Raw genomic sequence first — 21,489 nt, 5'->3', positions numbered from 1 at the left:
TCCGATACTGGATGTATCGGGGTGACCCCGACAACGCGGCGAGCGTGCGTGCCGGGCGCCGCACGGCAGGCGGCAGTTTGAAGACAGGTCCTAGGACCCGAGCCCTATCCGCCGATCGCCGACATCGGCCGGTCGGGCTGGAGGAAGGACGGGTCGTCCAGGCCCGATCCGGCCTTCTTGCCCCACATGGCGAGCGTCCAGATCCGGGCGATCTCCTCGTCCGGTGCGCCGGAGCGCAGGGCGCCGCGCAGGTCGGTCTCCTCGCGGGCGAAGAGGCAGGTGCGCACCTGGCCGTCGGCGGTGAGCCGGGTCCGGTCGCAGGCCCGGCAGAAGGGGCGGGTGACGGAGGCGATGACACCGACCCGGTGGGGGCCGCCGTCGACGATCCAGCGCTCGGCGGGGGCGGAGCCCCGGGCCCCGGCGTCCTCCTCGGTGAGGGTGAAGCGGGTGCGCAGCGAGGCGAGGATGTCGCCCGCCGTGATCATTCCGTCGCGCTTCCAGCCGTGCTGGGCGTCGAGCGGCATCTGCTCGATGAAGCGGAGCTCGTAGTCGTGTTCCACGGCCCAGGCGAGCAGGTCGGGGGCCTCGTCGTCGTTGAGGCCCGGCATCAGGACGCTGTTGACCTTGACGGGGTTGAGTCCGGCGTCGCGGGCGGCTTCGAGGCCGGACAGTACGTCGTGGTGGCGGTCGCGGCGGGTGAGGGTCTTGAAGACGTCCGGGCGCAGGGTGTCCAGCGAGACGTTGACCCGGTCCAGGCCCGCGGCTTCGAGGGCCTCGGCCGTGCGCTTCAGGCCGATGCCGTTGGTGGTGAGGGAGAGCCGGGGGCGGGGGTCGAGGGCGGCGCACCGCTCGACGATGGAGACGAGCCCGGGGCGCAGCAGGGGTTCGCCGCCGGTGAAGCGGACCTCGGTGATGCCGAGGCGGGTGACGGCGATGCGGACCAGCCGGACGATCTCGTCGTCACTGAGCAGGTCGGGCTTGGCCAGCCACTGGAGCCCCTCTTCCGGCATGCAGTAGGTGCAGCGCAGGTTGCACCGGTCGGTCAGCGAGACGCGCAGGTCGGTGGCCACCCGGTCGTAGGTGTCGATGAGCATGTGGTCCCCCTCCCCCGTTCGCGGTCGCGGGTACCGGCCCCCGCCCGCTCCGGCCGGTATCTCCGGCCCTCTTCCGAGCCTACGCGAGAGCGGCCCCGCGGGCGGGGCCCGTTTGGCACGAGGAGGGCGCGGCCGTGTCGTAGGGATCTACGACACGGCCGCGGAGCCGGGTTCTCGCAGGTCGCGGGCCCGGGTCAGTGGGCTCCGACGCCGGTGAGGGACTTGACCTCCAGCTCGGCGTACTTGCCCCGGTCGGGCTCCTCCTTGGACAGCAGGGAGCCGATCCAGCCGAGCAGGAAGCCCAGGGGGATGGAGATCAGGCCGGGGTTCTCCAGCGGGAACCAGGCGAAGTCGACGCCCTTGAACATCGAGGTCTTCGGGTTGCCGGAGACGACCGGGGAGAACAGCACGAGGATCACCGAACTGGCGAGGCCGCCGTAGATCGACCAGAGGGCGCCCTGGGTGGTGAACCGCTTCCAGAAGAGGCTGTAGAGGATGGTCGGCAGGTTGGCGGAGGCGGCGACCGCGAAGGCGAGGGCGACCAGTCCGGCGACGTTCATGTCGCGGGCGAAGGCGCCGAGGACGATCGCGACGGCGCCGATGAGGACGGTGGCCCAGCGGGCGGCCTTCATCTCCTCCTTCTCGGTGGCCTTCCCCTTGCGGATGACGTTGGCGTAGATGTCGTGGGCGAAGGAGGACGAGGAGGCGAGGGTGAGGCCGGCGACGACGGCGAGGATGGTGGCGAAGGCGACGGCCGAGATCACGGCGAGCAGGACGGCGCCGCTGGTGGAGCCGACGCCGCCGAGGTATTCGGCGAGTTGCGGGGCGGCGGCGTTCCCGGCCGGGTTCTTGGCCTTGATCTCGTCGGGGCCGATCAGGGCGGCGGCGCCGAAGCCGAGCGCGATCGTCATCAGGTAGAAGGCGCCGATGATGCCGATGGCCCAGTTGACCGACTTGCGGGCGGCCTTGGCGGTCGGCACCGTGTAGAAGCGGATCAGGATGTGCGGCAGGCCGGCGGTGCCGAGGACGAGGGCGATGCCCAGGGAGAGGAAGTCCAGCTTGGAGGTGCCGGTGGCGCCGTACTTGAGTCCGGGCTCCAGGAACGCCGCTCCGTGGCCGCTCTTCGCGGCGGCGGTGCCGAGCAGGTCGGAGACGTTGAAGTCGAACTTCAGCAGCACGAGGAAGGTCATCAGCAGGGCGCCCGCGATCAACAGGACGGCCTTGACCATCTGCACCCAGGTGGTGCCCTTCATGCCGCCGATGGTGACGTAGACGATCATGAGGACGCCGACGAGGGCGACGATGAGGATCTTGCCGGCGTCGCTGGTGATGCCGAGGAGGAGGGAGACCAGGACGCCCGCGCCCGCCATCTGGGCCAGCAGGTAGAAGATCGAGACGACGATGGTGGAGACGCCGGCGGCGGTACGGACCGGGCGTTGGCGCATCCGGTAGGCGAGGACGTCGCCCATCGTGTAGCGGCCCGAGTTGCGCAGCGGTTCGGCGACCAGGAGCAGGGCCACCAGCCAGGCGACCAGGAAGCCGATGGAGTAGAGGAAGCCGTCGTAGCCGAAGAGGGCGATGGCCCCGGCGATGCCGAGGAACGAGGCGGCGGACATGTAGTCGCCGGAGACCGCGAGCCCGTTCTGGAAGGCGGTGAACTGGCGGCCGCCCGCGTAGAAGTCGGCGGCGCTGCGGGTCTGGCGGCCGGCCCAGACCGTGATGCCCAGGGTGGCTGCGACGAAGACGGCGAAGAGCGTGATGATCAGCGGCCGGTGCTCGGTGGTCGAGGAGGCGGCGAGCTGGAGGACGGTGTGCGAGGGGTGTGCGGCGCTCATGCGTCGGCCTCCATACGGGACTTGATCGCCTCGGCCTTGGGGTCGAGCTTCGCCGCGGCGTGCCGCGAGTAGAACCAGGCGATGAGGAAGGTGGTGACGAACTGGGCGATGCCGAAGACGAAGGCGACGTTGATGTTGCCGAACACCTTGGTGCCCATGAAGCCGCCCGCGTAGTTGGACAGCAGTACGTAGAGCAGGTACCAGAGGACGAACGCGATGGTCAGCGGGAAGGCGAACGAGCGGTACGAGCGGCGCAGTTCGCCGAACTCCTCGCTCTCCTGCATCGCGAGGAAGGCCTCGGTCGTGGGCCGGTCGGGGCCGGCCTCCCCCTGGGCGGCCTCGGGCGGCGGTGCATCGGTAGCCACGGAATCTCCTCGCGACGCGGGTGCGGTGGTGTCGGACGACGGCGGGTCTCACAGGAGGGTCCGGCAACGGCGGAACAGGTGTCGGCGCGCCTTCCCCGACGAACGGCACGGAGGGCGCGGCGCGGCGGTTCACCGGACCGCGGACTTCTCCCGCACGATGTTCGACACCCGTCCGGCCGAATCAGGGCGTCCCTACTCATTGATGAGCGGGCATGATCAGCGATAACTTCACTGGTCATGTACGCGACCGGGTGCGCCCGCGTCCGGTCGCCCGGCACGGATGATGTGGAGACCCCATGGCTCATCTGCGTTCCAGACGGACCCGCGCGCTCACGTTGCCCGTCGGACTGGCGCTCACGGCCTCGCTCGGCTTCCTGCCCGCGAACGCCGCCTCCGCCGCCCCCGTGGACGCGCCGTCCGCGGCCGCGGTGTCGACGGACGGCCCGAAGCTCTCCTACGTGGTCAACACGCGAAGCGGTCCCGGGACCGTCAAGCAGGTGACGAAGGCGATATCCCAGGCCGGCGGCACGGTCGTCGCCTCCTACGACAAGATCGGCGTCATCGTCGTCCACGCGCAGACCCCGGACTTCGCGCAGACGATGCGCCGGGTCAAGGGCGTCGACTCCGTGGGGGCCACCCGCACCAACCCGATCGTCCCGCAGGCCACCACGGACACCGGGGCCGAGCAGCCGCTGACCGCCGCGCAGGCGAAGGCGGCGGCGGCCGGGGCGACCGCGGACCAGGACCCGATGGCACCGCTCCAGTGGGACATGCCCGCGATCAAGGCGGACCAGGCGCACAAGAAGACGCTGGGCAGCAGCAAGGTCACGGTCGCGGTCATCGACACGGGCGTCGACGACACCCATCCGGACCTGGCCCCGAACTTCGACCGGTCGGCGTCCGCGAGCTGTGCCTCCGGCGTGGCGGACACCTCGGACGGCGCCTGGCGCCCGAAGGCCGGCGAGAGCAACCACGGCACGCATGTCGCCGGGACCATCGCGGCCGCGAAGAACGGCGTCGGCATCACGGGCGTCGCCCCGGGCGTCAAGCTGGCCGCCATCAAGGTCGCGAACCCGGACGGGTTCTTCTACACCGAGTCGATCGTCTGCGGATTCATGTGGGCCGCCGAGCACAAGATCGACGTCACGAACAACAGCTATTACACCGACCCGTGGATGTTCAACTGCAAGAACGACGCCGACCAGGGCGCCCTGGTCGAGGCCGTCGCACGGGCCACCCGGTACGCGGAGGGCAAGGGCGCGGTCAACGTCGCCTCGGCCGGCAACAGCGCCTTCGACCTGGCCTCCGACGCGATCGAGGACACCACCAGCCCGAACGACTCCACGCCCGGTACCCGGACGATCGACCCGTCCGAGTGCCTGGACATCCCCGCGCAGCTGCCGGGCGTCGTGACGGTCTCCGCGACCGGCGCCAAGGGCCTGAAGGCCTCGTACTCGAACTACGGGAACGGCGTCATCGACGTCTCGGCCCCGGGCGGTGACTCGACGGTCTACCAGACGCCCGCCCCGCCGGCGACCAGCGGTCTGATCCTTTCGACGCTGCCCAACGGCCAGTACGGCTACAAGGCCGGTACGTCGATGGCCGCGCCGCACGTCTCGGGGGTCGCGGCCCTCATCAAGTCGACGCACCCGCACGCCTCGGCCGCCGCGGTGAAGGCGCTGCTGCTCGCGGAGGCGGACGCCACCGCGTGCGGTGCCCCGTACGACATCGACGGCGACGGCACGGTCGACGCCGTCTGCGAGGGCGGCAAGAAGAAGAACGGCTTCTACGGTGCCGGTGTGGTGAACGCGCTGAACGCGGTCCGCTGGTAGCGGTACGCCATGACGCGGCGGGAGGGACCGGAGCACGCGGCCGGTCCCTCCCGCAGTCTTCTGCGGCCGTCCGCCGTCCCGGCCGGGGGCGCTTCCCCGAGGTGGCACCCGGTGCCATAGTGAGTGGATGGCGATGACACGTAAGTCCGGTACGGAGCAGGCGTGGACGGCGCTCGGCGGTGGTCCCGCGCTGCTCGACCGGGTCGGGGCGGACGGCCCCGGGGGACTGCTGCCGTCCCGGCTGCCGGTGCGGGAGCTGGCCCGGTCCACCGTCGCGGTGTGCTCCCTGGCCGCCGCCGAACTGGCCGCGCGCCGCACCGGGCGCCCGGTGGGCCGGGTCCGGGTCGACGAGGCCGCGGTGGCAACGGCGTTCGTCAGCGAACGCCATCTGCGGATCGACGGGCGCGCGCCGGTCTCCTTCGCCCCACTGTCCCGGTTCTGGCCCTGCGCCGACGGCTGGGTCCGCACCCACGCCAACTACCCGCACCACCGGTCCCGGCTGCTCGGCACCCTGGGGCTGGCGCCGGACACCCCGGACGGGCCCGCGGTGGAGGCCGTCGCCGCGTCGTTCGCGGGGCGCCGGGGCGAGGAGATCGAACGGACGGTGTACGCGGCGGGCGGTCTCGCCGTGGCCGCCCGCACCCCCGGGCAGTGGGCGGCCGGCCCGCAGGGCGCCTCGGTCGCGGCCACCGGGCTGGTGGGCCGGGAGCGGCTCGACGACGCACCGGCGCGCGGGTCGGCGGCGCTCACCGGCGATCCGCTGCTGCCCGCCGCCGGAGTGCGGGTCCTCGACCTCAGCCGGGTGATCGCGGGGCCGGTCGCCACCCGTACCCTCGCGCTGCTCGGCGCGGACGTGCTGCGGATCGACCCGCCGCGCTTCCCGGAGAGCCAGGACGCGCACGCCGACACCGGGTTCGGGAAGCGGTCGGTGGAGCTGGACCTGGCCGCCCCGGCGGGGGCCGCCGCCCTCGACCGGCTGCTGTCCGGGGCGGACGTGGTGGTCACCGGCTACCGGCCCGGGGCGCTGGACCGGTTCGGGCTGACGCCCGGTGAACTGGCCGCGCGCCGACCGGGCGTGGTGGTCGCCCGGCTCTCCGCCTGGGGGACGGCCGGCCCGTGGGCGGGACGGCGCGGCTTCGACAGCCTCGTCCAGGTGGCCACCGGCATCGCGGCGGTGGAGGCGGGGGACGGGGAGCGGCCGGGCGCGCTGCCCGCCCAGGCGCTCGACCACGGCACCGGCTATCTGCTGGCCGCCGCCGTGCTGCGGGCGCTGACCGAGCAGCACGACACGGGCGGCTCCCGGCTGGTGACGCTCTCGCTGGCCCGTACCGCCGCCTGGCTGCTCGGCGAACTGCCCGCCCCGGCCGCCCGGGAGGGCACGGGGGCCGCGTACGAGCCGGAGCGGTGGCTGACGGAGACCGGCAGTCCGCTGGGCCGGCTGCGGCACGCGGTGTCACCGGTGGCATTCGAGGGCGGCCCCGCCGGCTGGTCGCGCCCGCCCGGACGCCTCGGGGCCGACACCGCCGACTGGCTCACGGACTGACGGGCTCCGCCGTCCCCTCCGCCGCGCGCCCGGTCGCCCCCTGTGCGCCCAGCACCCCGACGGTCAGCAGGAACTGGGCCGCGAGGTAGGTGGACATGACCCAGAAGCCGGGGGCGGGCAGTTGCGGCCAGTCGGCGATGTCGGTGGCGATCAGTGTGTCGGAGAGCAGGAACAGCGCCCCGCCGACGGCCGCGTACCTACCGAGCGTGCCCGCCCGGTAGGCCATCGCCGCGAGCAGCAGGCTGTAGCAGGTCATCGGGATCCGCAGCCCTTCCGGCAGCCCGCTCCACAGCAGTGCGACGACGGTGGCCAGGACGACCGCGTACCCGACCCCGACCGGGACCGAGGAGCGGACCCGCCCGAAGAGCCACAGGTAGCAGACGTGGCCCACCGCGAAGGAGCCCATCCCCACGAGGAAGCCGAGGTCCGAGTCGAACAGCAGGAAGGTGTCGCCGCCCCAGCCGAACAGCAGCGCCGCGACGAGCAGCCGGGGCCCGCGCCGGGCGGCGGCGTACCCGGCCAGCAGCGGCATCAGCAGCGGCTTGGCCGTCTGGTGGGCGGCCGGGAGGTCGGCGAGCACCCCGACGAGGTCGACGGCGGAGGCCACCAGGAAGGCGACGAGCAGCGGGCGTACCAGGCGCTCCCGCAGGTCCGGGGTGGTGTCGGTGGTCATCCGGCGGTCTCCTCGGGGGCGGGGGCGGTACGAGCGGTGGCGGTGGCGGTGGCCGGCTGCCAGCCGGGGCCCCGGAAGACCCGCCCGGCCCGCTCGCCCCAGGTACCCGCCGCCCGCACGTCACGGGCGATCGCGGCGTACTCGTGGGTGGCGACCCGGAGCGGGTTGTAGGTCCCGATGTTCTTGGTGAGGCCGAAGACGGGCCGCTCGGTCTCGGCGGTGAACGAGCCGAAGAGCCGGTCCCAGACGATCAGGATGCCGCCGAAGTTCCGGTCCAGGTAGCCACCCTGCGAGGCGTGGTGCACCCGGTGGTGGGACGGCGTGTTCAGTACGTACTCGAAGGGCCGGGGCAGCTTGTCGACGCGTTCGGTGTGCACCCAGAACTGGTAGACGAGATTGGCCGAGGAGCAGAAGGCGAGCGCCGCCGGATGGACCCCGCACGCGATCATCGGCAGGTAGAACGGCCAGACGGTCAGCGAGGTCCAGGGCTGGCGCAGCGCGGTGGAGAGGTTGAACTTCCGGCTGGAGTGGTGGACCACGTGGCAGGCCCAGAGGATGCGGATCACATGGTGTCCGCGGTGCGACCAGTAGTAGAAGAAGTCCTGCGCGAGCAGCATCAGCAGGATCGTCCACCACAGCACGGGTACGCGGAGCGGGGTCAGTTCGTAGACCGCCGTGTAGATCGCGACGATGGGGACTTTCCACAGCAGGTCGAAAACGAGACTGCCCAGCCCCATGGTGATGCTGGTGACGGTGTCCTTCGCCTCGTACCCGGCGGTCTCCTCGTCCGGATGGAAGTGGTGCAGGGCCATTTCCAGGACGGTGAGCAGGACGAAGGCCGGTATGGACCAGAGCACGACATCGGGCAGGTTCGGCGGCATGCCTGCACCGTAGAGCCGCAGGTCGGCCGGGGACTAGAGGTGGTTACCAACAAGTATGCGAGACAAGCTGTCAGCAGTCTTTGGAGGCTTCCGCCAAGGAGGGCCGTCCAGGCGTCGTACGATCCCTCCGTCGAGGTGTCCGGCGGGGAGGGAACGCGCTTGTCCGGTCTGGAAGTTGCTTTGCTCCGGCTGGCGACGACGGTCGCTTCCACGGTGGCCAGGTCGCTGCTGACGAAGAAGCCGGGCGCGGGGCTCGTCCCGGATCCGGTGCGCCCGCTCCCCCGCCCGGCGGAGCCGGACCGGCTGGCCCGGGTCCTCGGTGACCGGCTCGCCGCCGCCCACGCCGACCTGCCGGAGCACGAGCGGCTGGCGGCGGTGGACGCGGTACGGGACGCCTTCGCGGCGGCGGGCGGCCCGACGCCGGAGCGGCTGTTCGCCATGGACCTCGATCCACAACGGCTGGCCGCCGAACTGCCGCCGCCCGACGCGGGCCTGTCGGAGCGGGCGGCCGGGCTGTACGGGGAGCTGCTCGTCCGGTGCTGCGCCCATCTGGTGGAGCAGCTGACCGCCGAGCCGTCCTTCCTGGCGCGCGCGGCGGTGGAGCAGACCCGCGCGACGGCGCGGACGCGGGAGCTGGTGGCGGACGTACGGGACCGGGTCGGCCCGCGCCCGGACGCCGCCGCGCTGGAGTTCGAGCAGCGGTACGCGCGGTTCATGGCCACGTCGCACGGCCGGATGGGGCTGTTCGGGCTGACACTCGGGCGGACCGCCGCCGAATGGCCGCTGGAGACGGCCTACATCAGTCTGACGGTGAGCGGGGGTGCCGTCCGGCATCACGACGGGCTGGACCACCCGGTCGCGGTGACGGTCTCTGTGGAGCAGGCCCTCGCCGGGACGGACCGGCTGCTGCTGCGGGGCCCGGCCGGTTCGGGCAAGAGCACCCTGGTGCAGTGGCTCGCGGTGAACGCCGCCCGCCGCACGTTCGGCCCCGCCCTGGCGGAGTGGAACCGCTGCGTGCCCTTCGTCCTGCGGCTGCGCGCGTTCACCTCGGACGATGCGCTGCCCGTACCGGACGATTTCCTGCGCGCGACCGGGGTCCCGCTGCACGGCGCGGCGCCCGCCGGGTGGGCCGACCGGCTGCTGACCGAGGGCCGGGCGCTGGTCCTGGTCGACGGGGTGGACGAGGTCCCGATGCGGCAGCGGCGGCGCACCGAGAAGTGGCTGAAGGACCTGATCACGGCGTACCCGAAGGCCCGGTACGTGGTGACGACCCGGCCGTCGGCGGTGCCGGAGAGCTGGCTGTCCGGTCCGGGGCTCGGTTTCGAGCCGCACGCGCTGCTGCCGATGAGCCGGGAGGACATCCGCCTGTTCGTCGAGCACTGGCACGCGGCGGCCCGCACGGAGTGCCCCTCCCCGGAGGAGCGCGAGCAGCTCGATGTGTACGAGGCCTCGCTGCGGCGCGCGGTGGGCACGCGCCGCGACCTGGCACGGCTCGCGACGAACCCGCTGATGTGCGCCCTGCTGTGCGCGCTGAACCGGGACCGGCGGATGCAACTCCCTCGCGCCCGGAAGGAGTTGTACGACGCCGCCCTGGACATGCTGCTGGTCCGCCGGGACACCGAGCGGGACATCGCCGGGGTCGAGGGCGTCGACCTGACCCGCGAGGAGCAGACGGCACTGCTGCAACGCCTCGCGTACTGGCTGATCCGCAACGGCCAGGCCGAGGCCGACCGCACCGAGGCCCAGGAGATGGTGGGCGAGTGGCTGACGGCCATGCCCCAGGTACGGGGCGGCGCCGAGGCGGTCTTCGCCCATCTACTCATCCGGAGCGGCCTGTTGCGCGAACCGGCGCCGGGCGCGGTGGGGTTCGTGCACCGGACGTTCCAGGACTACCTGGGCGCCAAGGCGGCGGTGGAGGCCCGCGACTTCGGCGTACTGGTGAAGCACGGGCACGACGACCAGTGGCACGACGTGATCCAGATGGCGGTGGGCCACGCCCGCACCGACGAACGGGCCAAGCTGCTAAGGCAGTTACTGAAGCGCGCCGCCCGGACGAAGGAGCACCGCAGCCGCCTCGTCCTCTTGGCGGCGGCCTCCCTGGACCACGCCCCGGAACTGGACCCGGCGGTGCGCGCGGAGGTCCAGCAGCGGACGGCGGAGCTGCTGCCGCCGCGTACGAGGGCGGAGGCGGAGGCACTGGCCGAGATCGGCGAACTGGTTTTGGGCCTGCTACCGGGGCCGGGAGAGGTGGAGAGCGAGTACGCGGCGGGGTATGTGGTGCTGACGGCAGCACTGGTGGGTGGCGAGGCGGCGTTCGAGGTGATCAAGGGGTATCGGAATGACGAGCGGGGCCAAGTGGCGTTCCACCTGGCCGAGGCGTGGAGTTCGTTCGACACCGACGACTACGCCCGGGAGGTGCTCGCGGCACAGAAGTGGAACGCGGCCTCCCTGTCCGTGGGGAACGACGGCCAACTGGCGGCCCTGCGGCATGTACCCAAGGCTGGGGGCATTCGGTTTCACGGCAATCGACCGGATCTTTCACCACTGGTCGCGCGCCACGGGTTGGAGAGGTTCTTCGTCCACAACAACGAGGCGCTGACCGACGTCTCCCCGCTCGCCGCGATTCACTCGCTCACGGATGTAGGGCTAAGCCTGTGTCCCGGGGTCCGTGATCTCAGCCCGCTGTCGGATCTTCCTCTGATCCTGCTCTCCCTGACCGAATTGCATCCTGATCTGCCAAAGGAACACTTGGAGCCGCTCACCGGCCTTCACGGACTGACCCTGAACCACCGCTTCCCTGTCGGCAGCCTCTCCGAGCTGCCCCTGGGCTCGCACCTCACGACGTTGGCCCTCGGCCATCAAGTGTCAAACCTGAGCCTGGAAGGCATCGAGCACTACACCGAACTGAGGGCGCTCGGCCTGCAGGATCTGCGGCACGTCAGGTACATGCACCGGAACCCGTTCTTCCAGCGCCTCGCCTGGCTCGGCCTCAGTACGATCGCGGTCCCCTCTCTGAGCACACTCGCCGGCCTCACCGGGCTCCGGAAACTGGTTCTCACCCATTGCCTGCTCCCCCAGGGCCTGGGTCACCTCCGCGAATTACCCGCGCTGACGGACCTGACCCTGCACACCGACTGGAACGACGGGCCGGTCGACCTCACCCCCCTGGCCGACCTGGACGGACTCACAATCCACCTCGGCGGCGAAACAGTGGCCATCGGCACCGACCGCTTCCCGCCCGAGCGCATCGTGCGCCTCGCCTGACGGCCCTCACACCCCCACCGCCCCCAGCAACTCCCCCGCCGCGTAGGTGACCGCCATCGCCACCGCGCCGCCCGCCATGTTCCGCAGCACCGCCGGGCCGATCCGTGCCTCCCCGAGGCGGGCGCTCCACCAGCCGGTGAACGCCAGGGCCGCCAGCACCGAGACCACGGTCACCGGGAGGCGCAGCGTGGACGGCGGGAGCACGATCGCGAGGAGGGGCAGCAGGGCACCGACCGTGAAGGCGAGGAAGCTGGCGCCCGCCGCGTGCCAGGGGTTCGTCAGCTCGTCCGGGTCGATGCCGAGTTCGACCTCCGCGTGGGCGCGCAGCGCGTCGCGTTCGGTGAGCTGGACGGCGGCCTCGCGGGCGATGTCGTGGCTCAGCCCCTTGCCCTGCAGGAGGCCGGTCAGCTCTTCGAGTTCCGCCTCCGGGGTCTCCTTGAGCTCGCGTTTCTCCGTCGCGAGGGCGGCCTGCTCCGAGTCCCGCTGGGTGGAGACCGAGACGTACTCCCCCGCGGCCATCGACATGGAGCCGGCCAGCAGTCCGGCCAGGCCCGCCGTGAGGAGGGCGCCCCGGTCGCCGGTGGCACCGGCCACGCCGACCACCAGGCCAGCGGTGGAGACCACACCGTCGTTGGCGCCGAGGACCGCGGCGCGCAGCCAGTTCAGCCGTGCGCCGAGTCCGTTGCCGTGCGGTTCGTGGTGTCCCCGGGTATCCGTCACCCGGGGATGGTCTCACCCCGGGCGGCGCGTCGGGGGGTACCGGCCCAGTCGCCCCGCGGGGTGTCGCGCGGCGGGGCGGCCGCCAAGTCCGGCCGTTCCCGAATAGGAGACTGTCAGTGGCGGCCCGTATTCTCTGTGACCATGCTCGACGACCGCCAGACCGCAGCACCGTGGCCGACCGCCTACCCGCAGGGGTACGCGGTCGTCGACGTGGAGACCACCGGACTCGCCCGGGACGACCGGATAGTGTCCGCCGCCGTCTACCGTCTGGACGCGCAGGGCGATGTCGAGGACCACTGGTACACCCTGGTCAACCCCGAGCGTGATCCCGGCCCGGTCTGGATCCACGGGCTGACCAGCGACGTGCTGGAGGGCGCTCCGCTCTTCCCGGAGATCGCCGCACAGCTCTCGGAGCGGCTCGCCGGGCGGGTGCTCGTCGCGCACAACGCGGCGTTCGACTGGTCGATGCTGGCCCGGGAGTACGCGCGGGCCTCGGTCGTCGCCCCCGTCGAGCAGCGGCTGTGCACGATCGCGCTCGCCAAGGAGCTGCGGCTGCCGCTGCCCAACCACAAGCTGGAGTCGCTCGCCGCGCATTTCGGTGTCGTGCAGCAGCGCGCCCACCACGCGCTGGACGACGCCCGGGTGCTGGCCGAGGCGTTCCGGCCGAGTCTGCACGCGGCGGCACGGGACGGGGTGCGGCTGCCGCTGCTGGAGTGCCGGCCGCTGACCGAGTGGTCGGAGTCGCCGGTCACCCCGAGGGTGGGCTACCAGTCCTCGTACGGTCACGGCAGCTGGCGCACCTCGCGCAAGCGCCCGCCGTGCCCGTACCCCAACCCCGGGCGGTACGAGAAGGAGAAGCCGCTGATGCAGGGCATGCGGGTGGCGTTCTCCGGCGACACCTCGATAGACCGCGAGCTGCTGGAGGACCGGGCCGTGGAGGCCGGGCTGCATGTGGCGACGAGCGTCTCCCGGCTGACCAGCCTGCTGGTCACCAACGACCCGGACTCGGCGACGTCGAAGACGGTCAAGGCCAAGTCGTTCGGCACCCCGATCGTGGACGAGAGCGCCTTCACCCACCTGCTGCGCGACGTCGCCCCGGCGTCGGGCCGGGCGGCGGCTCCGTCGTCGGCGGCTCCGCCGTCATCGGAGTGAACCGGCGCGACTCGCCCGCCCGCCGCTCGCCCGTCGCCGTCCTCCCGTCCCACCCTGTGGCTCATGGCACGTTGTGAGGTTTGCGGAAACGACTACGGCATGTCCTTCGAGGTGCACGCGCAGGGCGCGGTGCACGTCTTCGACTGCTTCTCCTGCGCCATTCACCGGATGGCGCCCATCTGCGAGCACTGCCGGGTCCAGATCATCGGCCAGGGCGTCGAGGTCGACGGGCACTGGTTCTGCGGCGGTCACTGCTCCCGCGCCGAGGGGCAGGTGGGCATCATCGACAAGGTCTGAACCGACCAGGCCGGAGCGGCGCCCCCACCGCCCCTCGCCCGCTTCCCCCACCCCTGCGCACGGCGCCCCACGACGCGGTTGTACGGTCGTGGGGTGTACCGCTTCCTGTTGACCCGGCAGTGGCTGGCCCTCGCCCTGCTCGTCCTCGTCCTGATCCCCACGATGGTCGAGCTGGGCTTCTGGCAGTTGCACCGGCACGAGCACAAGGTCGCGCAGAACGCTCTGATCTCCCGCAACCTCAAGGCGAAGCCGGTCCCGGTCGCCTCGCTCACCTCCCCGGGTCACACCGTCCCGCGCTCCGACTACTGGCGGACGGTGACCGCCACCGGTACGTACGACAGCGAGCACGAGGTGGTGGTGCGCCGCCGGACCGCGGCCGACGGCCGCATCGGCGTCCATGTGCTGATCCCCTTCGATCTCAAGGGCGGCGGCACGGTCCTGGTCAACCGCGGCTGGGTGCCCTCCGCCACCAGCCAGAGCGCCTTCCCCGACGTCCCGCTCGTCCCCGAGGGCGAGGTGCGGATCACCGGACGGCTCAAGGCCGACGAGACGACCAGCGCCAGCGGCATCAAGGACATCTCCGACCTTCCGGACCGTCAGGTGATGCTGATCAACAGCGCCCAGCAGGCCGAGCGGCTCTCCCGGCCGGTGTTCGGCGGCTACATCGAGCTGACCGCCCCCGAGCCCCTCGGCGGCCTCCCGGAGCTGATCGAGGCCCCGGACGACGGCTCGATCGGTCCGCACATGGCGTACGCCGTGCAGTGGTGGCTCTTCGCCGCCGGTGTCCCGGTCGGTTACGTGGTCCTGGCCCGCCGCGAGAAGCGCGACCGGCTGGCGGCCGCGGCGAAGGCGGCCGCCGGGAAACAGCCCGCCGGGCCCGGATCGCCGGAGAAGCCGGAACCCGCCACGGCCTGATGTCCGGCCCGCCGGGCCGGTGGTGTCCGCCGGATGCGGGCACGGCGTACCGGCCGGGTGACCTCCGCCGTCCGGGTCTGCTTAACCGGGCGTCCCTCCGGGAACACGGCAGTACGTGACCCCACTCATCGAGGACTATGCCCTCATCGGCGATCTCCAGACGGCCGCCCTGGTCGGCAGGAACGGGTCCGTCGACTGGTTGTGCCTGCCCCGCTTCGACTCGGGTGCCTGCTTCGCCGCACTGCTCGGCGACGAGGAGAACGGCCACTGGCGGATCGCCCCGCGCGGCGCGGAGGTCTGCACCCGGCGCGGCTACGCGGGTGACTCCCTGGTCCTGGAAACCTTCTGGGAGACCCGTACCGGCACCGTCAAGGTCATCGACTTCATGCCGCACCGGGACAAGGAGCCCGAGGTGATGCGGATCGTCGAGGGCGTCAGCGGCACCGTCGAGATGAGTTCGGTGATCCGGCTGCGCTTCGACTTCGGCTCGGTGGTGCCGTGGATGCGCCGCTCGAAGGGGCACCGGGTGGCGGTCGCCGGGCCGGACTCCGTCTGGCTGCGCAGCGAGCCGCCGGTCAAGACCTGGGGCCAGCAGTTCTCCACCTGCTCGTCGTTCACCGTCACGGCGGGCGAGAAGGTCGCGTTCGTCCTGACCTGGCATCCTTCGCACTCGCCCCGCCCCGACCTCGTGGACCCGCACGAGGCGCTGGAGAACACCCTGTCCGACTGGGCCGAATGGTCGGCCCGGTGCGAGTACCGGGGCCCCTACCGGGAGGCGGTGGTCCGCTCGCTGATCACGCTGAAGGCGCTGACCTTCGGCCCGACCGGCGGCATCGTGGCGGCGCCCACCACCTCGCTGCCGGAGGAGATCGGCGGCGTACGGAACTGGGACTACCGCTTCTGCTGGCTGCGGGACTCCACCCTGGCCCTGGGCGCCCTCCTCTCGGCCGGCTACCTGGAGGAGGCCGCCGCCTGGCGGGACTGGCTGCTGCGGGCGGTCGCCGGGGACCCGGCCGACCTCCAGATCATGTACGGGCTCGCGGGCGAGCGCAGACTCCCCGAGACGGAGCTGCCGTGGCTGGCGGGCTACGAGAACTCCGCCCCGGTCCGGATCGGCAACGAGGCGGTCCGCCAGCGCCAGCTCGATGTGTACGGGGAGGTCATCGACTCGCTGCGGCTCGCCCGCGAGGCGGGTCTGGACGACAAACCGCACGCCTGGAACCTCCAGCTCAGCCTGCTCGGCTTCCTGGAGTCGACCTGGCGGGAGCCGGACGAGGGGCTGTGGGAGATCCGCGGCCAGCGCCGCCACTTCGTGCACTCCAAGGTGATGGCCTGGGTCGCCGCCGACCGCGCCGTCCGCACCCTGGAGGGCAATCCCTCGCTGGCCGGTGACGCCGAGCGGTGGCGCGCCATGCGGGACGCGGTGCACCGGGAGGTGTGCGAGAAGGGGTACGACCCGGTGCGCAACACCTTCACCCAGTCCTACGGCTCGCGGAACCTGGACGCCGCGACCCTGCTGATCGCCCGGACCGGGTTCCTGCCGCCGGACGACCCCCGGCTGGCCGGGACGGTCGACGCGGTCCGGGCCGAGCTGGGCCATGGCTGCCTGCTGCGCCGCTACAGCACCGACGGCGCCTCGATCGACGGACTGCCCGGTAGCGAAGGGGCATTCCTGGCCTGCTCGTTCTGGCTGGCCGACGCACTGGTCATGACCGGACGAAAGGCGGAGGCCAAGGAGCTCTTCGAGCAGCTGCTGGAGCTCCGCAACGACGTGGGGCTGCTCTCCGAGGAGTACGACACCGTCGGCCGCCGTCTGCTCGGCAACTTCCCGCAGGCGTTCAGCCACATCGGGCTGGTCGGCACCGCCATGGCGCTGGCCGGTGAGGACACCCTGGAGCCGGAGGCGGCAGGATAGGGGCATGGATCTTGGACTGAAGGACCGTGTGTACATCGTCACCGGAGCGACCCGGGGGCTGGGCAACGCCACGGCGCGGGCGCTGGCCGCCGACGGCGCGAAGGTGATCGTCACCGGACGCGACGCGGGACGCGCCGAGGCGGCCGCCGCCGAGCTGGGGCCGGACGCGGTGGGGCTGGCCGCCGACAACGCCGACCCCGACTCCGCGCGGCACCTGATGGAGGCGGCGCACGAGCGGTTCGGCCGGCTGGACGGCATTCTGATCAGCGTCGGCGGCCCGGCCCCCGGGTTCGTCGCCGACAACACCGACGAGCAGTGGCAGTCGGCCTTCGAGTCGGTGTTCCTGGGGGCGGTGCGGCTCGCCAGGGCCGCGGCGGCGGTGCTCGGCGAGGGCGGGGTGATCGGCTTCGTGCTCTCCGGTTCCGTGTACGAGCCGATCGCCGGGCTCACCATCTCCAACGGGCTGCGCCCCGGTCTCGCCGGTTTCGCCAAGTCGCTCGCCGACGAGCTGGGTCCCCGGGGCATCCGGGTGGTGGGCGTGCTCCCGGCCCGGATCGACACGGACCGGGTGCGGGAGCTGGACGCCCTGTCGGGCGACGCGGAGGCGGCCCGGGCGGCCAACTCGGCGCGGATTCCGCTGCGCCGGTACGGCACCCCGGAGGAGTTCGGCCGGACCGCGGCGTTCCTGCTGTCGCCCGCGGCCTCGTACCTGACCGGCATCATGCTGCCGGTCGACGGCGGCTCCCGGCACGGCTTCTGAGCCACAGTCCGCCACCGCCCGCGCGTCCCGCGGCCCCGGCGCACGCGCCGGGGGCGGGTGGTGGGTCAGTTCACCCGCTCGGCCCGGTGTCCGACCGCCTTCAGCCGCACCTCGGCCGGCAGTTCGGCCAGTCCCGCCGAGTCGCGGGCGTGGGCCAGCGTCTCGTCGGTGAGGCGGCCGAGCACCTCGTCCGGGGTCGCGTGCGGCTCCATCAGCAGGGTGATCCGGGCCCGTGGCGCGGACCGTCTGCCGGTCAGCGCGGCCTGGGCGCGGTCCACCCCGTCCAGCGCCTCCGCCTCCGCGGCGACCGCCCCCTCCAGGGCCCGGCCGCGCAGCAGCGCCCCCTCGCCGTCGCCGCTGTCCACCAGCACCTCGGCGAGGCGGGCGCGGCGCGTCTGGGCCAGCAGCCACCACAGGGCGAGGACGACCACGACGGCGAGGGCGGCGATGACCGTGGGCCACCACCAGCCCTCCCCGCGCCAGCGGTTCCGGTCGGCCACGGAGAGCAGCACGTCGTCCTTGCCCCGCCAGGGCCACCAGGACGGTACGGAGAGTCCGGTCCCGGCGGCGAGGACCGCGCCGCCGCCGCAGACCAGCACCAGCCCGGCCAGCCCGAGCAGCACGCGGTTGACGGTCCTGAGCATCGACGTCATCCCTTCTTCGCCGGCCGGCGCACCCGCACGGACAGGCTCGGCGGCCGGGCCAGTCCCAGCTCCGTGACCCCGGCCCGGAGCACGGTATCCAGGTCGGCCCGTACGTCGTCGAGTGCGCGGAAGTGCGACACGGCGCGCACCGCCGCCCGGCGCCGGCCCATCCGAACCCGCACCGACTGCACCCCGGCGATCTCGACGGCCCGGTCGCGCAGCACCAGGGCGGCGGCGGAGCGGTCGAGGGCGGCCCGGACGCCGGGGCGGTCGCGGCGCATCGGCAGCAGGGCGCGCAGGCCGGGGGTGGCGGCCAGCAGGAGCAGCCACAGACCGATCAGCACGGCGAGGACGGCGGCGCCGAGCAGCCAGACGTCGGAGAGCGGGCGCTCGGCCAGCTGGTCGGCGAGGTCGCGGCGCCATCGCATCGCGGGGCGGCCGGCCCGTACCGCAGCGACGTCGTAGAGCAGCAGCCCGCTTCCGCCGAGGACCACGAGCGCGAGGAGCGCCGCGGGGATGCGGCGCCGCGCCCAGAAACGGCCGGCCCGGCCGCCCGCCGCCCGCCGCCCGGGGGCCGGTTCGCGGGCGGTGGACGAGGTGGACCGGTCGAGCTGGAGGACCTCTCCCCGCTCGGTTCCGGCCGCGTCGGGGGACGGTGTGCCGTGCCCGGGCTCTTCGGGTCCGGTCACCGGAGCCACCCCCGCGCAGCGGCGCCCGCTCCGGTCGGATGCAGCCGTTCGACCTGTACGGTCACCTCGGGCACGTCCATCCCCGCCAGGGCCTCCACCCGTTCGACGACCCGGCGCCGTACCGCACCGCACCGGTGGCCGATGTCGCAGGGGTAGCCGAGTTCCAGGCTCACCCGGACGCGGGCGGTGTCCCGGTGCACGGTGACCGTGGCGCGCGGCGCGGCGCATCCCTCGGGCGGCCGGCCGGCCGCCTCCTTCGCCGCCTGCGCGGCGAGCTTCGCGATCACCCGGTCGGCGATCCGGGTCTCCCCCCGCTCCCCCGCGGCGATCCGGGCGCCCGCCTCCGGCACGGCCGTCATCGCCGTCGGTCGCCGCGGTCGCGGCTCCGGAAGAAGTCACCGGGCTCCAGATCGCCCTCCAGGAGGCGGCCGGCGACGAAGCCGACCGCTCCCAGGGCCGCCACCAGCAGGAAGGCCCCGAATCCGCCGAAGTACCCGGCGAATCCGAGTGCCATGCCGGCCACCATGCCGACCACCGCCATGCTCATCGTGCGCTCCTCGACTGTGCGGGCCGACCGGACCTACTGGAGACGTGGCTCGGGCTGATCGTCGTCATCGGGTTCGTCGGGCAGCTTCACGTCGCTGACCGCGATGTTGACCTCGACGACCTCCAGGCTGGTCATCCGCTCGACGGCGGCGACCACGTTCTCCCGGACGTCCCGGGCGACCTCGCCGATCGAGACGCCGTAGTCGACGACGATCTCCAGGTCGAGCGCGGTCTGGACCTCGCCGACCTCCGCCTTCACCCCTCGGGTGACGGATTTGCCGCCGCCCGGCACCCGGTCGCGCATCGCGCCGAAGGTCCGGGAGAGGCCGCTGCCCATCGCGTGGACGCCGACCACGTCGCGGGCCGCCATGCCGGCGATCTTCTCGACCACCCCGTCGGAGATGGTCGTACGGCCGCGGGTGGCGGGGGCTCCCTGGCCGCGCCTGGTGAGCGGGCTCGATTCCTTGTCGGGGTTGTCGGGCCGGTTCCGCTGCGTGGTTTCGGTCATCGCCATGTTTCCCTTCAGGGCAGAATGTGCCTCTTTGCCCACATTAGGGGCGGTTGCCCGGTCGCGCGCCATGGGTGCGGCATGCCGGGGAAGGGAAGACGGGCGACGGCCCGTGCGGAAAGCGGGGAACGAGGAACGGGGAACGGAAGGCGGAGGGCCGAAAGCGGGGAACGGGTGCGGGGCGGGTCCGGAGTACGGATCCGCCCCGCGGGGCCGGGTGGGGCCGGGGTTCAGTCGGAGAGGCCCGCCAGGTCGCGCAGCCGGCGGCCCTGCGCGGCGCGCTCGGCGACCCGCTGCTCCTCGTAACCGCGCGCGACGGCACCGCCCAGCAGCGCCTTGGTCTCCACCACGGCGTCGCGCGGGGCGGCCAGCAGCGCGCCGGCCAGGTCCCGGGCCGCCGCGTCCAGCTCACCGGCGGGCACCACGAGGTTGGCCAGGCCGGTGCGCTCGGCCTCCTCGGCGTGCACGAAGCGGCCGGTGGCGCAGATTTCGAGCGCGCGGGCGTACCCCACCAGGTGCACCAGGGGGTGCGTACCGGTGAGGTCGGGCACCAGCCCGAGACTGGTCTCGCGCATGGCGAACTGCACGTCCTCGGCGACGATCCGCAGATCGCAGGCGAGGGCGAGCTGGAAGCCGGCACCGATCGCGTGCCCCTGGACCGCCGCGATCGACACGAGGTCGTTCCGGCGCCACCAGGTGAACGCCTCCTGGTACTCGGCGATGGTCGCGTCCAGCTCGTCCTGCGAGCCGCGCGCCATGTCGAGGAAGGACGGCTCACCGTCGAACCCCTCGGGGGTGAACGCCTGCCGGTCCAGCCCCGCGGAGAAGGACTTGCCCTCGCCGCGGAGCACGACGACCCGCACACTGCCGGGCAGGGCCCGACCGGCTTCCGTCAACGCCCGCCACAGAGCGGGAGACTGGGCGTTGCGCTTGGCCGGATTGGTGAGGGTCACCGTGGCGACCGCGTCGTCGACGGTGAGTCGTACGCCGTCCTTGTCGAGCACGGGGTCGAGCGAGGTCATGGGGCGCCTCCGGATCGGTTCAGTCGGCATGCGGAGCTAAGTGACTGAACAGTAACCACCCGGTCCGCATCGCTGCCGACCGGGTGGCACCACCGAACCGATGAGCTCCGGGACGGGCCTGCGGCCTGCCCCGGCCATCACCGTCAGGCCGTGGTGGCCTTCTTGCCCCGTGTCGCTCCGCCGCGTCCCCGCAGCGTCACTCCGGACTCGCTGAGCATCCGGTGGACGAATCCGTAGGAGCGGCCGGTCTCTTCGGCCAACGCCCGGATGCTCGCACCGGAGTCGTACTTCTTCTTCAGGTCTGCCGCGAGCTTGTCACGCGCGGCGCCGGTCACCCGGCTGCCCTTCTTCAGAGTCTCGGCCACCCGTGCCTCCTCATGGGAAGTGCGCTCTGGACTTCTCATGATCACCCCTCGGGGGCTTCCTGGCCACCCATTCGGCAAGGTCCGTGCGCGCGCGTTCCCGGCCGGACGGGGGCCGGACCCGCCGGGAACCCCGTATTCCGTGGGGTTGTGGGGGCAGCCGGGACGCGGTCCGGGTCGAATCGGCAGGTCAGGGCCGTCCGGGCGGTTCGGCCCGCCATACGGGTGGGCCCGGCGGGTTTCCGCCGGGCCCCGCGACCGGGTACGAGACGCCCTCACGCAGATGATGGATCACGCGTAGGCCGAATGATCCAGACAGGGGGGACCGGGCCGGGCGGCGGGCGGGTCAGGCCAGTGCGACCAGGTCCCGGTAGTCCGCGCCCCACAGGTCCTCGACGCCGTCGGGGAGCAGGATGATGCGCTCGGGCTGGAGGGCCTCGACCGCTCCCTCGTCGTGGGTGACGAGGACGAC

Annotated in this window: 21 protein-coding genes; 8 read left to right on the top strand and 13 right to left on the bottom strand. The window is 72.6% G+C overall.

Annotation, left to right across the window (positions count from 1 at the left end; translation table 11 throughout):
* Positions 1 to 104 precede the first annotated feature (104 nt).
* The 3 genes from moaA to ACWC97_RS33650 form a co-directional block, all read right to left on the bottom strand.
* On the bottom strand, positions 105 to 1,094 hold the full coding sequence (moaA, locus tag ACWC97_RS33660; protein ID WP_450653604.1) for a GTP 3',8-cyclase MoaA: 990 nt from the start codon (positions 1,092 to 1,094) through the stop codon (positions 105 to 107).
* Between the two features lie 194 nt (positions 1,095 to 1,288).
* On the bottom strand, positions 1,289 to 2,929 hold the full coding sequence (locus ACWC97_RS33655) for a solute symporter family protein (protein ID WP_450653602.1): 1,641 nt from the start codon (positions 2,927 to 2,929) through the stop codon (positions 1,289 to 1,291).
* The gene (locus tag ACWC97_RS33650) at positions 2,926 to 3,294 is read right to left on the bottom strand and encodes a DUF485 domain-containing protein (RefSeq protein WP_352280302.1); all 369 of its coding nucleotides are present in this window, start codon (positions 3,292 to 3,294) and stop codon (positions 2,926 to 2,928) included. The genes ACWC97_RS33655 and ACWC97_RS33650 overlap by 4 nt, the downstream gene beginning before the upstream one ends.
* Before the next feature lie 296 nt (positions 3,295 to 3,590).
* On the opposite strand from ACWC97_RS33650, the gene ACWC97_RS33645 reads away from it, so the two are divergent.
* Positions 3,591 to 5,126 (top strand): S8 family serine peptidase, encoded by a 1,536-nt coding sequence (locus ACWC97_RS33645; RefSeq protein ID WP_352280301.1) that lies wholly within the window; start codon positions 3,591 to 3,593, stop codon positions 5,124 to 5,126.
* 127 nt (positions 5,127 to 5,253) lie between these two features.
* A complete protein-coding gene (locus ACWC97_RS33640) occupies positions 5,254 to 6,669 on the top strand; it encodes a CoA transferase (RefSeq protein ID WP_450653600.1) in 1,416 nt (471 codons plus the stop codon).
* Here ACWC97_RS33640 and ACWC97_RS33635 read toward each other — a convergent pair.
* Positions 6,659 to 7,342, bottom strand: a complete 684-nt coding sequence (locus ACWC97_RS33635; protein ID WP_450653598.1) for a lysoplasmalogenase — start codon at positions 7,340 to 7,342, stop codon at positions 6,659 to 6,661. The genes ACWC97_RS33640 and ACWC97_RS33635 overlap by 11 nt on opposite strands.
* Complete coding sequence (locus ACWC97_RS33630; RefSeq protein ID WP_450653596.1) at positions 7,339 to 8,223, bottom strand: sterol desaturase family protein; 885 nt, start codon at positions 8,221 to 8,223, stop codon at positions 7,339 to 7,341. The genes ACWC97_RS33635 and ACWC97_RS33630 overlap by 4 nt, the downstream gene beginning before the upstream one ends.
* A gap of 159 nt (positions 8,224 to 8,382) precedes the next feature.
* On the opposite strand from ACWC97_RS33630, the gene ACWC97_RS33625 reads away from it, so the two are divergent.
* Entirely contained in the window at positions 8,383 to 11,487 is a 3,105-nt protein-coding gene (locus ACWC97_RS33625) for an NACHT domain-containing protein (RefSeq protein ID WP_450653594.1), read from the top strand.
* Between the two features lie 6 nt (positions 11,488 to 11,493).
* Here the strand turns inward: ACWC97_RS33625 and ACWC97_RS33620 are convergent, their stop codons facing one another.
* Positions 11,494 to 12,207 (bottom strand): VIT1/CCC1 transporter family protein, encoded by a 714-nt coding sequence (locus ACWC97_RS33620; RefSeq protein WP_402395928.1) that lies wholly within the window; start codon positions 12,205 to 12,207, stop codon positions 11,494 to 11,496.
* 135 nt (positions 12,208 to 12,342) lie between these two features.
* Here ACWC97_RS33620 and ACWC97_RS33615 point away from each other — a divergent pair, with 135 nt between their 5' ends.
* The 5 genes from ACWC97_RS33615 to ACWC97_RS33595 all read left to right on the top strand — a co-directional run bounded on the left by ACWC97_RS33615 (position 12,343) and on the right by ACWC97_RS33595 (position 17,246).
* Positions 12,343 to 13,359, top strand: a complete 1,017-nt coding sequence (locus ACWC97_RS33615; protein WP_450653591.1) for a DEDDh family exonuclease — start codon at positions 12,343 to 12,345, stop codon at positions 13,357 to 13,359.
* Between the two features lie 63 nt (positions 13,360 to 13,422).
* The gene (locus ACWC97_RS33610) at positions 13,423 to 13,656 is read left to right on the top strand and encodes a hypothetical protein (RefSeq protein WP_352280294.1); all 234 of its coding nucleotides are present in this window, start codon (positions 13,423 to 13,425) and stop codon (positions 13,654 to 13,656) included.
* A 93-nt stretch (positions 13,657 to 13,749) separates the two neighbouring features.
* Complete coding sequence (locus ACWC97_RS33605; RefSeq protein WP_450653589.1) at positions 13,750 to 14,571, top strand: SURF1 family cytochrome oxidase biogenesis protein; 822 nt, start codon at positions 13,750 to 13,752, stop codon at positions 14,569 to 14,571.
* A 115-nt stretch (positions 14,572 to 14,686) separates the two neighbouring features.
* A complete protein-coding gene (locus ACWC97_RS33600) occupies positions 14,687 to 16,486 on the top strand; it encodes a glycoside hydrolase family 15 protein (protein WP_352280292.1) in 1,800 nt (599 codons plus the stop codon).
* 4 nt (positions 16,487 to 16,490) lie between these two features.
* On the top strand, positions 16,491 to 17,246 hold the full coding sequence (locus ACWC97_RS33595) for an SDR family oxidoreductase (RefSeq protein ID WP_352280291.1): 756 nt from the start codon (positions 16,491 to 16,493) through the stop codon (positions 17,244 to 17,246).
* Positions 17,247 to 17,311: 65 nt separating this feature from the next.
* Here the strand turns inward: ACWC97_RS33595 and amaP are convergent, their stop codons facing one another.
* The 7 genes from amaP to ACWC97_RS33560 all read right to left on the bottom strand — a co-directional run bounded on the left by amaP (position 17,312) and on the right by ACWC97_RS33560 (position 21,020).
* Positions 17,312 to 17,899 carry an alkaline shock response membrane anchor protein AmaP gene (gene amaP / locus ACWC97_RS33590; protein ID WP_450653586.1) on the bottom strand — a complete coding sequence of 196 codons (588 nt, stop codon included), beginning with the start codon at positions 17,897 to 17,899 and terminating at the stop codon, positions 17,312 to 17,314.
* Positions 17,896 to 18,579, bottom strand: coding sequence for a DUF6286 domain-containing protein (locus tag ACWC97_RS33585; RefSeq protein ID WP_450653584.1), 684 nt, complete (start codon positions 18,577 to 18,579; stop codon positions 17,896 to 17,898). Before ACWC97_RS33585 ends, amaP begins: the two co-directional genes overlap by 4 nt.
* Positions 18,576 to 18,938, bottom strand: coding sequence for a hypothetical protein (locus ACWC97_RS33580; RefSeq protein WP_352280288.1), 363 nt, complete (start codon positions 18,936 to 18,938; stop codon positions 18,576 to 18,578). The genes ACWC97_RS33585 and ACWC97_RS33580 overlap by 4 nt, the downstream gene beginning before the upstream one ends.
* On the bottom strand, positions 18,935 to 19,126 hold the full coding sequence (locus ACWC97_RS33575) for a hypothetical protein (protein WP_352280287.1): 192 nt from the start codon (positions 19,124 to 19,126) through the stop codon (positions 18,935 to 18,937). The genes ACWC97_RS33580 and ACWC97_RS33575 overlap by 4 nt, the downstream gene beginning before the upstream one ends.
* A gap of 33 nt (positions 19,127 to 19,159) precedes the next feature.
* Positions 19,160 to 19,633 carry an Asp23/Gls24 family envelope stress response protein gene (locus ACWC97_RS33570; RefSeq protein WP_352280286.1) on the bottom strand — a complete coding sequence of 158 codons (474 nt, stop codon included), beginning with the start codon at positions 19,631 to 19,633 and terminating at the stop codon, positions 19,160 to 19,162.
* A gap of 230 nt (positions 19,634 to 19,863) precedes the next feature.
* Entirely contained in the window at positions 19,864 to 20,655 is a 792-nt protein-coding gene (locus ACWC97_RS33565; protein ID WP_352280285.1) for an enoyl-CoA hydratase/isomerase family protein, read from the bottom strand.
* Between the two features lie 143 nt (positions 20,656 to 20,798).
* A complete protein-coding gene (locus ACWC97_RS33560; protein WP_010987827.1) occupies positions 20,799 to 21,020 on the bottom strand; it encodes a helix-turn-helix domain-containing protein in 222 nt (73 codons plus the stop codon).
* Positions 21,021 to 21,489: the final 469 nt, after the last annotated feature.

It is taken from the genome of Streptomyces sp. NPDC001108 (genome assembly GCF_053598535.1).
This window is presented reverse-complemented; position numbering and strand designations above follow the sequence as displayed.

Excerpts from the sequence above, each read along its gene's own strand:
- ACWC97_RS33635 (WP_450653598.1), bottom strand. The coding sequence starts at position 7,342 with ATGACCACCGACACCACCCCGGACCTGCGGGAGCGCCTGGTACGCCCG.
- ACWC97_RS33575 (WP_352280287.1), bottom strand. The coding sequence starts at position 19,126 with ATGAGCATGGCGGTGGTCGGCATGGTGGCCGGCATGGCACTCGGATTC.
- moaA (WP_450653604.1), bottom strand. The coding sequence starts at position 1,094 with ATGCTCATCGACACCTACGACCGGGTGGCCACCGACCTGCGCGTCTCG.
- ACWC97_RS33645 (WP_352280301.1), top strand. The coding sequence starts at position 3,591 with ATGGCTCATCTGCGTTCCAGACGGACCCGCGCGCTCACGTTGCCCGTC.
- ACWC97_RS33565 (WP_352280285.1), bottom strand. The coding sequence starts at position 20,655 with ATGACCTCGCTCGACCCCGTGCTCGACAAGGACGGCGTACGACTCACC.
- ACWC97_RS33595 (WP_352280291.1), top strand. The coding sequence starts at position 16,491 with ATGGATCTTGGACTGAAGGACCGTGTGTACATCGTCACCGGAGCGACC.
- ACWC97_RS33610 (WP_352280294.1), top strand. The coding sequence starts at position 13,423 with ATGGCACGTTGTGAGGTTTGCGGAAACGACTACGGCATGTCCTTCGAG.
- ACWC97_RS33580 (WP_352280288.1), bottom strand. The coding sequence starts at position 18,938 with ATGACGGCCGTGCCGGAGGCGGGCGCCCGGATCGCCGCGGGGGAGCGG.
- ACWC97_RS33640 (WP_450653600.1), top strand. The coding sequence starts at position 5,254 with ATGGCGATGACACGTAAGTCCGGTACGGAGCAGGCGTGGACGGCGCTC.
- ACWC97_RS33570 (WP_352280286.1), bottom strand. The coding sequence starts at position 19,633 with ATGACCGAAACCACGCAGCGGAACCGGCCCGACAACCCCGACAAGGAA.
- ACWC97_RS33655 (WP_450653602.1), bottom strand. The coding sequence starts at position 2,929 with ATGAGCGCCGCACACCCCTCGCACACCGTCCTCCAGCTCGCCGCCTCC.
- amaP (WP_450653586.1), bottom strand. The coding sequence starts at position 17,899 with ATGACGTCGATGCTCAGGACCGTCAACCGCGTGCTGCTCGGGCTGGCC.
- ACWC97_RS33630 (WP_450653596.1), bottom strand. The coding sequence starts at position 8,223 with ATGCCGCCGAACCTGCCCGATGTCGTGCTCTGGTCCATACCGGCCTTC.